Raw genomic sequence first — 12,154 nt, forward strand, 5'->3', positions numbered from 1 at the left:
GCCAGGTAAACGACTCCTTCCGAACGGATGCCGGTCAGCGTCATGCGCTCCAGCGCTTGCCGTGCGGTATTAACAAGCAATGCACGGGTTTCAGTCCGCTGATAAGACTCGGTGGCTTTTACCACAAAGCCAGTGCCAATAGTGGCAAGAATAGAAAGAAGTACAATTACCGCGATTAACTCGATCAGTGTAAAACCTGCTGAGCGGATTCCTGGGGTGAATAAAAGTCCTTTTGCTTTTAGCGAATAATGTTTCACTAAAAATTCGCTCGTTCAGCCGCTAACAAAATGGTTTCACCCGTGGGTGTGCCAACTCGAACGGTAATGAGTTTGATGGTATTCGCCGCATTAGTTTCAACGGTAACGGCGCGCGTATAGCCCGCGTAAGGTGTATCGTTCCAATTGCGGTAATCATCTACATCGTTCATGTTAGTATCGGGCGTATCATCACATGCAGTGCATGCGGGAACTCCACCAGTGGGTGTGTTTTCGGAATATTTCAGCGAAAGAATTTCATCCAGCAGCGATTGTGCGGCCTCCAAGGCCTGAGTGCGAATTATTGGATCGACATTGGTGATAGTGGCCTGTCGATAAACACCCACCAATGCCAGCAAAGCAATACTCACCACCACGATAAAAACAATCATCTCAATCAAGCTAACACCTGATATTCGAATGCGATGCATTAGCAATTTATTGCGCATAAGCATAACCACTGGCATCAACTTGAATGGTTGCAGTAACACCACTGCTATTACCTGACCCGGTCAGGACTATTTGCGTCGCAGTAGTACGGCCTAATTTATCGTAATTCAATGTCAGTGCTGGCAGGCTCACACCCGCTGGCATCGTCAGCGGATAAAAATCGTTACTGACGGCGATGGGGTTATTATTTTCATTGACGCTTACAGAGTTAGCAGTGAGCACTAAGGAAATATTGCTACGCATCATGGCTTGTTGTTGCGCAAAAAATAAGGCCGCGATGAGATCATCGCGGCCTGATTGTATTGCTGCTGTACCTGCAGAACCTAACCGGGTGAAAAGAGTAATCGATAAAATTCCTACCAGAATCATTACAGTAACTAGTTCAATTAATGTAAATCCTCTGAGAGTATTTTTCATGCACTTTCATGGTTACGATTTATAAGATTAAGGTGTAACGCCATAGGCAGTAAAGTTGGCGGTTCTACCTTGAAAGGTAACGACGCATGCCCCGGTCGCGCCTTCGGCAATAGCTGTTGCAGGTGTGATGACATAATCTGCTGAAGGCAACCCACCTTCAAGGGCACCTGCCACATCAGGGCACGCAGCCACGGAGACTAAAGCAGTCTGCGTTGGAAGACCTGCATCATTAGCAATATTGTTTGCATGATTCAATGCCGCCGCACTAGCCAATGCACCAGCCACGCCATCAACTGCTGCCTGCTCTGCCGCATCCGATAAATCTACAAATCTCGGCAACGCCGTCGCAGCCAAAATCCCCAAAATTACAATTACTGCAATTAACTCGATCAATGTAAAACCAGATTGTTGTTTCATAAACAAGACCCCGTGCTATTAAAAAGGAACATTAAATATAGTGTGGCTGGCTGAATAAAACCCAGCCTTGTAGGTTGGACATCCTTGGGGTTCGAAAATGCCTATGGTATTTACGAACAAAAACTCATTTGGTTAAAACAAAATATAGCTAAAACTCTCAAGAACGCCAGTTTATAAACTAATTAATATTTAAGCGTTAATGACCTGTTGGAATGAACATTAACCTGCCATCTAAAGGGTAATAATCAAAATAAGCAGATCCATCGGTAAATTCGTAGCGGCAGTTATTAGCATTGGCAAATACGCGATAGTCCCAGCGGCTTTTTACAGCTTCCCCCTTGGCAATGGGTGCGGGGTTTTGTAATAGCTGCTGCCATAACTGATAACAATCTTCATCGGTCACTTGATAATCTTCGGTAACTGGGCCAGCAACCGATACCGGCCAGCCCTGCTCCGAAAAATAAAGTGATTGCCCGGAATGGGCTAGCGGTTCTTGTTCACTCCTTTTATCGACAATATTGGTTACTAGATATTGAATGCGCGCATTGGCGGCACCCGTCATAAAATGGTGGGATATAATTTCCAGTCTCAAAATTCGCGCATCCTCAGCCATTAAGGTATAACGACCGAGCGCGGCAAGGGCGATAATCGCGATAACGATTACGGCAACAAAAAACTCGAATCGCCCATGCTGGTAACTCTGGATCAAAAGCGCCTCACTTTTGAATGCTATACATATCCCACATGGGTAAGAAAATACCCAGCGCAAGTACGGTGACGAAACCGGCCATAATCACAATCATGATTGGCTCGATCCGGTCGCTCAATTGTTTTACATCGTATTCCACTTCACTTTCATAAAAGGCAGCAACTTCAGCCAACAGAGCATCCACTTGACCACTTTCCTCCCCCACGGAAATCATCTGCAATACCAGCGGTGTAAACATTCCGCTGACCAGATGGGTTTGGAACAAACCTTCACCCCGTTCAACACCGGCGCGTATACCTCGAATTTTATCGCCGAGGTAAGGGTTATCCACGGCGCGCGCGCTCAACTCCAAAGCATTGGAGAGGGGCAGACCGGCATTCAACATCAAACCAAATGAACGGGCATAGCGTGCGAGGGATGCGCGCTCGATAATATCGCCCACCACAATCAAGCGCAGCTTTTTGCGCCCCCAAACACGGCTGCCTTCTGGTGTATTCACATAGTGATAAGTCCAGGCAATGGCTGCTGCGATCATGGCAAACACATACATCCAATAATTGACAAAAAAGTCAGAGACACCAATAAGTATGCGAGTTGGCAGGGGTAACTGCGCACCAAACTTGGCAAACATACCGGCAAATGCGGGAATAACTTTTATGTTAATGACCGCAATGGCAATCGTGATTGCAATCAATACAAACGAAGGATAGCGAAGTGCAGTTTTGATACTTTTCATGGTCGCCAGGTCGCGCTCCATGTATTCACTCAACTGCTTGAACACCAAATCCAACCGCCCGGAATTTTCCCCCACACTCACCAAACTGACAAATAAATTATTAAATATTTTTGGATGAGCACGCATAGCGGTAGATAACTCAACCCCCGCCTCCAAGCGCTCCACAATATCATTCAACGCCTGCTGAAACGCATAATTGCGCAAGGATGCCGATAAACCACGCAAGCCTTTTACCAGGGGAATTCCCGCGCGGGTAATGGTGTGCATTTGGCGGCAAAACATAATCAGTTCGACGGTTTCCACACGCCCGCGATTAGTGGCGCGTGCAAAACGCTCAGACAAACTCAATTGCTCGATAAACTCTTTTACTTCGACCGGTGTTACACCGCGCCCGAGCAATTGATTGACGGCAGCATCCTGGCTGGATGCATCCAACTGTCCGGTAATCAAACGGCCTTCAACATTGCGGCCTTTGAACTCATAAATCGCCATTGTTATTTATTACCTGACACCTTAGACATCATCAATTTGGGCGGAAATAGTCATCACTTCTTCCAGTGTTGTCGTGCCTTCCAGTGCATACCCCAATGCCGCTTCGCTGAGCGTAACAAAATTGGGAACTGCGTAAGCGGCGCGGGTAAATCCGTTGATGTCGTTCATGCGCAACGCTTCTGCCATCGCCTGATTCAATTCCAACATTTCAAAAATACCGATGCGCCCGCGATAACCCGTGTTGTGGCAATGCGGGCAACCTGCACCCTGTTTAAACGGAACATTGCTAAAATCGCGCCCCTTACCAATAGTCGCCAGCAACTGTTGTTCATTGGCATCGGGTGTATAGGGCTGGATACAGCTTGTGCAAATGCGGCGCACCAACCGCTGTGCAACAATTGCCTTAAGTGCGGTCGCTACCAAATAGCCATCGACACCTATATCCATCAATCGCAAGGCCGATGTCACTGCATCGTTGGTGTGCAAAGTCGATAACACCATATGGCCAGTCATGGATGCTCGCAGCGCAATCTCCGCTGACTCTGCATCGCGGATCTCGCCCACCAATAAAATATCCGGGTCTTGCCGCAAGGTTGCACGCAACACACTTGCGAAATTTAAACCGATTTTTTCATGCAGCTGCACTTGGCTAATACGCGGCAAACGGTATTCAACCGGATCTTCCACGGTGATGATTTTTTTCTCAGGTTTATTTAATTCAGACAAGGCACCATAGAGCGTTGTGGTTTTACCGCTGCCGGTAGGCCCCGTTACCAATACCAAGCCGTGTGGGCGAGTAATCGCTTTGCGGAAGCGATCAATTAAATGCGGGGGCATGCCTACATTATTTAACGGGCGCACACCATCGGTCTGGTCAAGCAACCGCATTACCACTGATTCACCAAACTGCACCGGCATAGTGGAAATACGCACATCAATATTGTGGTGTTTAACTTTCAAATTAAAACGGCCATCTTGCGGCAAGCGTTTTTCGGAAATATCCATGCCCGACATTAATTTCAAACGCACTACCAAGGCTGACGCGATACGCTTTTCATTCATCACCTGCTCAAGCAGTACACCGTCGATACGGTTGCGGATACGCAACACTTTTTCATCGGGTTCGATATGGATATCCGAAGCTTTGGTGTTGATCGCTTCTTCAAATATTTTTTGCAGGAGTTTTACTACAGGTGCTTCACTGTCGGTTGCGTCTACCGCGAAATCAGCCAAATCCAATGCGGATTCTTGCAACTCCTCATCCAGCTCACCGGCAAGGGTCGCAATTTCACTAGCGCGGGTGTAGGCAATATCGAGGATATCCAGCAATTCCGATTCACGCACTACCGCCGGTTTAATATTTTTTTGCAGGATACGCTGCAGCTCATCCAGACAAAAAATATCGGTGGGGTCGGCCATTCCCAATAACAAGCCATCAATATCTTCGCGCAACAACATCACCCGATAGCGGCGCGCACTTGTCTCAGGTAATTTTTGTACCAACTGGCGATCAAACCGGAATTGTTTTAATTCCACAAAAGGAATATTGAGCTGTGCGGATAACAAACTCAGCAGCGCATTTTCTTCTACATAACCCAACTCTACCAAAGTGGCGCCCAGCTTGCGGCCGGTCAGCTTTTGCTCTTGCAAAGCGTGTTGCAAGTGGGATTCAGAAATCATATTTTTCTCGACGAGCAAATCGCCGATACGAATACGTTTTTGTGTAAATGTGTTAGTCATAGGGTTTTAACCAATTGTTACTGTTGCAGCGCAGCAATGCGCTGCTGGACATAAGTACGCACTTGCGGTTGCAAGTCGGCATATTGATTTACACGCTGATAGGCCTGCGCCGCTACTTGCGGTTGATTAAGTGCATCTTGCGCCAAGGCAAACCCCAACCAATAGGCGGGTTTATCGCCAAACACACTGAGCAAGCGACGGTAGTGATTAGCCGCTTCCAGATTCATTCCTGTGCGTTGGTACAACCCGGCTAGCAATGCGCGATAATTTTCGTTGCGCTCAGCCTCACCCAAATGCGCTTCCAATAATTGGATTGCCCGTGCATCCTGCTGCTGGATAGAAGCTATCTTCGCCTCATAAAAAGTTTGCTCAGCCACCGATAAATAATCTGCTTGTGCAACCAATGCCTGCATTGCACCGGTATTTTCTTGCATAGCAAAAATATCCAGTAAAGTTTTTATGGATTCACGCGGCTGAGTGGCAGTCGCGATAAAATTTTGCAGCTTTGCTGTGGCGATATCCACTTGGCCTTGCGCCACCAATTGATTGGCCTGTTGCGCCTGCTGTTGATCTATCCATTTAACATTAGGTGCAATCGATAATTGCGGCTCACCCTTTTCCACAGGTGATATGGCTAAAGATTCAGCAACAGCTTCTGTCGCCGCTGGTGCAAATGGCTCCTGGATACTGACGGATTCCGGCGTTTCTGAAGAAATTGATGCGTCTGATTGTTCAACTGGCGCCAATGGTTCATTTGGCGCTGTTTCAACATTATTAGATTGGTTAACCAGTTGATTATTTGCATTGGCAACCACCACAGATAAATTGGTAATAGCCGATTCCAAGGCGGCAATTCGCTCACCCAACTCAGGCGCAACTGAATCGTTACCAACAGGTTGAGGTATTGGCTCCACTGCAGGTGCCATCTGTTGTGTTGTTTGCCCTGCAGTGGTGGATTCAGTTTGCTTCACCGAAGTTGGTTCAACAATCGCTTGATCTGCAGCAGGTGGAGTAACAGTGGTGCCCGTAGTTACGTGCATAAAAAAATTCAATTTCCACAGCACCAGTATTGCCAACACCAATACAAACACAACCAAACTCGGCATCAGGGTGCGCGGCAAAGGTTTTACCGCACGGGTGTTATAAAATAATTCGCGCTGCTCTTGCGCATTAAAATCCAATGCTGCCTCATTCGCAGTTGCCGCTGTTTCTACTGTTGTCTGCTGATGGGATAAATCCCGCAGCATATCGTTGAGCAGGCTCATCACATGCCCCCCAACAAACCTGGAGCCAATACAATTGCCGCTGCTGCGCTAGCGGCCAACATCGGCCAGAGCCAGTAATCGCGCCGGGCTAACCACCGGCCGAGAGAACGGCTTTCGGCAGTATCTGTAATCGCCCGCACCATATGGCTGCGATTAACACGGTTGGCCGCTTGGCCATAGGCCGCAAGCATGGCCTTATGTGCCATTACATTAATCAAACGCGGCACACCACCAGACGCTTTATATAAGAGTGAGGTTGCAGAATAGGAAAATAATGAAGCGCCGCGATAGCCGGCAGAACTTAAACGATAGGCAAGATAATCAGGCAGGCTCGCACGGGGAATCGTTTGCAAATATTCAGAGAATACAATGCGCTGCTTAAGCTGGCGCAAATCCGGGCGATCCAGCAACTCATCCAATTCCGGTTGCCCGAACAACACCACTTGCAACAATTTACTTTTTTCAGTTTCAAGATTAGTCAGTAAGCGCAGCGCTTCAATCGTTTCGCGCGGCATCGCCTGCGCCTCATCCACAATCAATACGACTTGCCGCTTTTGCTGGGCAAGTTCGACCAAACGCAGATTGATATCTTTTAATAATTGGTAGGAGGGAATTTCGGGTGAATAAGCGATCCCGATCTCTTCTGCCAAAAACCATTTAAGTTCATCGGGAGTGAGAAACGGATTGGGAATATAGGCAGTAATGTAATTATCGCCCAGGCTAGCCAATAATTTTCGGCTCAACAATGTTTTGCCGGTACCCACCTCACCGACAATTTTAATAAACCCTTCACTGTGGCGCAGTGCCAGCAAGAGTGTGCTCAATACTTCGCGATGGCTTTGGCTGTTGAAATAAAATTGTGTATCCGGTGTTAACGAGAAGGGATGCTCCTGTAATCCGAAATGTTGACGATACATGGGAAGCCTCTCATGCAAACACTGTGTGTTTGCGATTATTTCTACTCGCTAAAAATGATAATTACTGGTTACGGTAAGCATCGCCCATGCGTTGCATACTACCTTGCGCCTCATTGAGCTGTGCATCCCAGGTTTTATCATCGACAACGATGGGGCGCAGCAAAATAACCAGCTCGGTTTTTGATTTGCTTTTGTTTTTGGTGCGAAACAAGGCATTTATTCCCGGGATATCACCCAGCAATGGGCGCTTGCCATCGAGATTGTTAGTGGATTCAGTCATCAAACCACCTAAGACAATCACCTGCCCATTTGCAGCCTTAACAATACTGTCGGATTCACGCACACCGCGCAGAGCCAATGGCAAGGCAAATTCCTGATCGCCCACCGTAAATACTTTTTGCTGGTCAGTCACTTCACTCACGACGGGGTGGATGTGCAAAATAACTTCACCGGTTTCGGAAATTTGCGGTGTGACATCCAGCGATATACCGCTGAAAAATGATGAAAGTTCGATATTCGGTGTATTGGTTGTTGTTGCCGCGTTGGATGTTTGGTTACTGGAAATACCAGTAACAAAATATTCATCCGACCCTACACGAATTACCGCTTTTTGATTGTTTACTGTAGACACGCGTGGACTGGACAACACCTGCACACTGCCCTGCGTTTCCAGCAGCGATAGCAACTTGGTAATATCGGTAACCTGAATTAATCCTGCCACCGTTCCACCGATAGGCAAACTTCCTTCCTCTGTAAACTGCTGTATAACTCCATCTTCATTAGGTCTGTATACATACCTCACAGCAGGCCGAAATTCTTGAACTGGAGAGGTTCCATCGGTATTTAACACAAAACCATCTTGGAGGTTTTTCGCTGCTGAAATTTGTCCACTAATCGCCCCCCAATTAACACCCGCCTCAAACCCTTCGCTTAAACGAACTTCCAGAATTTTTGCTTCAAGGATGACTTGTCGTTTTACGCTCAATTCAGAACGTTCCAGAAAATCGCGCACCGCACTCAGTTCGTGCGGCATGGCTTTCACAACCACCATACCGGCTTGCGGGGTAATCATCACCGACCGGTCTTCGGTTTCGCCACCAATAATCGATACCACTGTTTTTTCCAGCGATGACCAAAAATCGGTGCGATTTAGCGTTTGTACACGTGAACCCGGTGTAAGCGCTGAGCCACCGCCACTCTCTTTGCCCTGCCCGGCATTTTCAATCATGCCAAGCAGATTGGCATTTTCATTGATACTATTGCCGCCGCCACCCGAATTGGAATTCGAGTTATTACCACCGTTGCCTGAACTTTGCGCACGGCCAATCATCACACTCGTATCAGACACACCTACACGCTGCACATCCAAATAGTTAATCTGGAACACTTCTGTGCGCATGGCATTGGCGTAAATGGTGTAAATACCGCGATCTTTTTTGTACTCATAGCCATAGATATCGCGTGTAACACGCAGCACATCATCAACCGTCACATTATTTAAATCGAGTGTCACACTGCCGTCCACATCGGGATGAACAACCACATTGACGCCAGTGCCGCTTACCAAACCGAGGAAGAAATCTTTCGCTGCAACATTGCGCACCGACACATCAAAGCGTTCGTAGTTAGTTTTTGCCAAGCCACCGGAGGCGAGGGTTTGATTATCGAGCAGTGCTTTATTCACTTCTGGCGGTACAGCTTTAGCTGCGGCATTTTGCTCGCGTTGCTGCTCAACCACCTTATCCATTGCATTTTCAGTAGCCAGACGTTTATCACTAGTACCTGTTGAGCTACAAGCATTCAATATGAATGTTGCCAGCATCAAACAGGATATTTTTTTAGGATTGGTGAACATCGTCACTGCCTCAGTTATTTTGTTCAATCGATTAATGTCGCTTCATAATGCTGGGGGATAACCGCAGCACCCAGGTTTGATCAGCCTGTTGCAGTACAACGGCCTGTGCCGAAATTCGCTGCACTTTTACATTGCCAGTGCCCGGCACGGTTTGCCCTTCGCGCAAGGTGCTGCCATTAATAATGGCCAATTTACGCTGCGGGCTAATTAATATGGAATTCAATGCAAATTGCTGCACACCACTCGCGTTTGCAGTAGCGGCAACATGCCCTAAAGGTGTGGTTGGATCGCGCACATCCAACGCACTGACGTCATTCGCCAATACTCGGGTACTGAGCAACAACAGACATAAGGAACTTGCGATGATTTTATACACCTAACAGCCCCTCCTCTGAACTCAGGGTAAACACGCGAATATCAATCTCCGCATTCGGATATTGCTTAACGGTGTAATCCAGTGACTCCCAATAAAATTTCCATTGCAGCGCTTCTATTTCCGTCATCAATTGAATTAACTGTGAATAGCTTCCTGCAACACGGATTAACACTCCATGCTTATACACCCCGGTCCCACCGGAAGCTGGCTTACCCTCAGTGTTTGTATCCTGTACTGGCGCTGCTAACTGCAACTCAGTTGCCGCCAAGGTCCGCACTTGTAGAAGTTTTACACTGGAGGTGCGCAGCAGCACTTCTTCTAATACTTTGGGCAATTGCTCTGCACTGATCAGACCCTGCGACAAATTAGACAAACGCGCTTCAACGGAAGCAATATCTGTATTGAGTTTTTGAATGATGTTGGTTTTGGCGATTGCAGGATCACTTGCCATAGCCATCGCAAGAGTGTTCATTTGTGTTTGCAACGTTTGTTGTTCACTGGCAATTTTTGTGGCCTCTGCTTGTAGAAAATTGCGCTCGCGATCAAATCTGGCTTGGACTAAAAAATTCCACAGTAAAAAAATCAACGCCAATAGCGTAAGAAAAATCAGCACTCGCTCGCGCAGTACACGGCTATCAATTTTTTCCAATAGGTTGTTAATGGCTGGTGGCATTAGCGTGCACCTCGCGCTTTTTCATTCAATTCGAGCAACATTTGCACAGCCGTTTTAGCTTCAGGGTCTTTGCCTGATGCCACCGGTTGTTTAGCGAGTGAGAAATCGAACAACCCTTGGTTGTTTTGTACGGGTTCAATATTCAGCACCCCGAAAGCTGCCTGGGTAAAAACGGGCTCGCTGCGCAAACGCTGGATGTAGAGAGGAATCTGGTCAGCCGCGCGAGTTTTTCCCGCGAACTCGGCGTAATTACCGCCCTGCTGCAAGGAAAAAACCGAGAGGCTTAATGTATCTAGTGATTGCCTTCCCAGGGCCTGTAGATGAGCAGAAAACCCCGTGTTGTTCCCCAGATTTTTGTTGGCGATTACATTGAAAATTTGTCCACGCCGATCAAGCTCGTCAGTTAATTGCACAATTTGCCCATCTAAGTCTGCTAAATTGTTGCGCGGACGCTGTTGTTCTAATTGGGTAATTTGTTCTTTCAATTGTTGTAATTGTGCGCGGCTTTGTTCGAGTGCAAGCTCTCGCTCACGGTTTGCATTGGCACTCAGCGCACTGACAATCATTAACAACACCACAAATAACCCCAAACCCCACAACATTTGCACGCTGCGTAGGGGTTCGCGGTTGGGTTGGAATTCCGGCAGGTATAAGTTGATCTGTTGCATATCAGCCCTGCCCCACTTGGTCTTGGCGCAATGCCGCACCTATCGCACACAGCGAGAGCGATAGGATATGGTCGGGAATTGCACCTGCAACTTGTACACCGCTATTGAGATCAAGCAGATTAATGGTGACAGCGAGTGCATTGCGAATTTCAGGCGTTAATTTATCCGTAGTAACATTTTCGCCACAGAGATAAATGTGGCTGGGAGGAACCTGGCGCATTTGCCGCTCGAAATAATCCAGAGAGCGCTGTAATTCCAACACCAATGCTTCGCCAGGTAAATCATCAAGTAAACCCGCGTTATACGAAAGTGAAAATTGGCGAGACAAATACAAATTGCCCTCGCGAATAATTTGCAAGCTACCGCCACCTTGGTGCAACTTTACAATTGCCACACCACGCTTAGTGTCACAGCAGGCCTCTGCCAAATTGCGCAATACCAGTTCAGGAATATCAATGTTTTTTAATTGCAGCCCGGTAGCTTTTGTTGCAGCCACTGCTGCTTCAATATTTTTACGTTGGGCTGCCACCGTGTAGGCCATACGGCTGGTGCCACGCGCACTGTCTTCCGGCAACAGAAACGCATCGACAATCGCTTCGGCAATCGGGAACTGCACCAAATCTTTAATGCGCCAGCGCAATGCCTCAGCCAATTCTTCTGCAGGAACTTTGGGCGCCTCACCCAAAATTAATTGATAACTCCCTGGGCTCATCACCAAATTGCAAGGAATACCCAGTAACCCCAGCTTGAGTAAACGGGTGCGCAAGAGATCGGCTGATTCAATGCCGTTTTCGGCAGGAATGAAATCACAATTAACCAAATAAGGTTGCTGGGTCGCTGGGCGCTGGATATGGGCGAAAGCAACCCCTGCGGTGCTGAAGTCCACACCTATGACCTGATTCTGACGTTTTGCTCCACGCAAAATGCGGGTTACTTTTTCCACAAGCTGTTTCAAATCGGGGCTCTCGAATCCTGGTTTCTGCGATAATCGTGCTGCCACTATTGATGTCTGACCGAAAGTCGTGTCTCAGAGTAAGTTCAGCCGGACGAAAAATATTGTGCAGGACAGCTAATAACTCTTGCTTATAATTGACGTCGCAAACATAACCTTTAACAAAGAACATAGACCATAAAGGTACAAAACGCCAAATGCTGCACATAGTTCTTTTTGAGCCGGAAATCCCC

At 47.4% G+C, this 12,154-nt stretch carries 14 protein-coding genes; all 14 read right to left on the minus strand.

The window, feature by feature from the left end; translation table 11 throughout:
• The coding region (locus tag ACWA6V_RS08160) for a type II secretion system protein (protein WP_449522018.1) at positions 1–257 on the minus strand (257 nt) is incomplete at its 3' end.
• A complete protein-coding gene (locus ACWA6V_RS08165) occupies positions 257–703 on the minus strand; it encodes a type IV pilus modification PilV family protein (RefSeq protein WP_449522019.1) in 447 nt (148 codons plus the stop codon). The genes ACWA6V_RS08160 and ACWA6V_RS08165, both read right to left, overlap by 1 nt.
• Positions 693–1,121, minus strand: coding sequence for a pilus assembly FimT family protein (locus ACWA6V_RS08170; RefSeq protein ID WP_449522020.1), 429 nt, complete (start codon positions 1,119–1,121; stop codon positions 693–695). Before ACWA6V_RS08170 ends, ACWA6V_RS08165 begins: the two co-directional genes overlap by 11 nt.
• A 27-nt stretch (positions 1,122–1,148) precedes the next feature.
• The gene (locus ACWA6V_RS08175) at positions 1,149–1,538 is read right to left on the minus strand and encodes a type II secretion system protein (RefSeq protein WP_331350859.1); all 390 of its coding nucleotides are present in this window, start codon (positions 1,536–1,538) and stop codon (positions 1,149–1,151) included.
• Between the two features lie 196 nt (positions 1,539–1,734).
• Positions 1,735–2,247, minus strand: coding sequence for a hypothetical protein (locus ACWA6V_RS08180; protein WP_449522021.1), 513 nt, complete (start codon positions 2,245–2,247; stop codon positions 1,735–1,737).
• A 7-nt stretch (positions 2,248–2,254) separates the two neighbouring features.
• Entirely contained in the window at positions 2,255–3,475 is a 1,221-nt protein-coding gene (locus tag ACWA6V_RS08185) for a type II secretion system F family protein (RefSeq protein ID WP_449522022.1), read from the minus strand.
• A gap of 21 nt (positions 3,476–3,496) precedes the next feature.
• Positions 3,497–5,215, minus strand: a complete 1,719-nt coding sequence (locus ACWA6V_RS08190; RefSeq protein WP_449522023.1) for a GspE/PulE family protein — start codon at positions 5,213–5,215, stop codon at positions 3,497–3,499.
• Positions 5,216–5,232: 17 nt separating this feature from the next.
• Positions 5,233–6,480 (minus strand): hypothetical protein, encoded by a 1,248-nt coding sequence (locus ACWA6V_RS08195; RefSeq protein ID WP_449522024.1) that lies wholly within the window; start codon positions 6,478–6,480, stop codon positions 5,233–5,235.
• On the minus strand, positions 6,480–7,397 hold the full coding sequence (locus ACWA6V_RS08200; protein WP_310072226.1) for an ExeA family protein: 918 nt from the start codon (positions 7,395–7,397) through the stop codon (positions 6,480–6,482). The genes ACWA6V_RS08195 and ACWA6V_RS08200 overlap by 1 nt, the downstream gene beginning before the upstream one ends.
• Positions 7,398–7,458: 61 nt before the next feature.
• Positions 7,459–9,252, minus strand: coding sequence for a pilus (MSHA type) biogenesis protein MshL (mshL, locus tag ACWA6V_RS08205; protein ID WP_449522025.1), 1,794 nt, complete (start codon positions 9,250–9,252; stop codon positions 7,459–7,461).
• Between the two features lie 31 nt (positions 9,253–9,283).
• Positions 9,284–9,628 carry a hypothetical protein gene (locus ACWA6V_RS08210; RefSeq protein WP_449522026.1) on the minus strand — a complete coding sequence of 115 codons (345 nt, stop codon included), beginning with the start codon at positions 9,626–9,628 and terminating at the stop codon, positions 9,284–9,286.
• Positions 9,621–10,301, minus strand: a complete 681-nt coding sequence (locus tag ACWA6V_RS08215; protein ID WP_310072220.1) for an MSHA biogenesis protein MshJ — start codon at positions 10,299–10,301, stop codon at positions 9,621–9,623. The genes ACWA6V_RS08210 and ACWA6V_RS08215 overlap by 8 nt, the downstream gene beginning before the upstream one ends.
• Positions 10,301–10,969 (minus strand): MSHA biogenesis protein MshI, encoded by a 669-nt coding sequence (locus ACWA6V_RS08220; RefSeq protein ID WP_449522027.1) that lies wholly within the window; start codon positions 10,967–10,969, stop codon positions 10,301–10,303. Before ACWA6V_RS08220 ends, ACWA6V_RS08215 begins: the two co-directional genes overlap by 1 nt.
• 1 nt (position 10,970) lies before the next feature.
• Positions 10,971–11,924, minus strand: a complete 954-nt coding sequence (gene pilM, locus ACWA6V_RS08225) for a type IV pilus biogenesis protein PilM (protein ID WP_449522028.1) — start codon at positions 11,922–11,924, stop codon at positions 10,971–10,973.
• Positions 11,925–12,154 lie beyond the last annotated feature (230 nt).

It is taken from the genome of Cellvibrio sp. (assembly GCF_053579595.1).

What these genes read in the sequence shown, in the direction of transcription:
- ACWA6V_RS08165 (WP_449522019.1), bottom strand. Translation starts at nt 703, where the DNA reads ATGCGCAATAAATTGCTAATGCATCGCATTCGAATATCAGGTGTTAGC.
- ACWA6V_RS08170 (WP_449522020.1), bottom strand. Translation starts at nt 1,121, where the DNA reads ATGAAAAATACTCTCAGAGGATTTACATTAATTGAACTAGTTACTGTA.
- ACWA6V_RS08175 (WP_331350859.1), bottom strand. Translation starts at nt 1,538, where the DNA reads ATGAAACAACAATCTGGTTTTACATTGATCGAGTTAATTGCAGTAATT.
- ACWA6V_RS08185 (WP_449522022.1), bottom strand. Translation starts at nt 3,475, where the DNA reads ATGGCGATTTATGAGTTCAAAGGCCGCAATGTTGAAGGCCGTTTGATT.
- ACWA6V_RS08190 (WP_449522023.1), bottom strand. Translation starts at nt 5,215, where the DNA reads ATGACTAACACATTTACACAAAAACGTATTCGTATCGGCGATTTGCTC.
- ACWA6V_RS08195 (WP_449522024.1), bottom strand. Translation starts at nt 6,480, where the DNA reads ATGAGCCTGCTCAACGATATGCTGCGGGATTTATCCCATCAGCAGACA.
- ACWA6V_RS08200 (WP_310072226.1), bottom strand. Translation starts at nt 7,397, where the DNA reads ATGTATCGTCAACATTTCGGATTACAGGAGCATCCCTTCTCGTTAACA.
- mshL (WP_449522025.1), bottom strand. Translation starts at nt 9,252, where the DNA reads ATGTTCACCAATCCTAAAAAAATATCCTGTTTGATGCTGGCAACATTC.
- ACWA6V_RS08215 (WP_310072220.1), bottom strand. Translation starts at nt 10,301, where the DNA reads ATGCCACCAGCCATTAACAACCTATTGGAAAAAATTGATAGCCGTGTA.
- ACWA6V_RS08220 (WP_449522027.1), bottom strand. Translation starts at nt 10,969, where the DNA reads ATGCAACAGATCAACTTATACCTGCCGGAATTCCAACCCAACCGCGAA.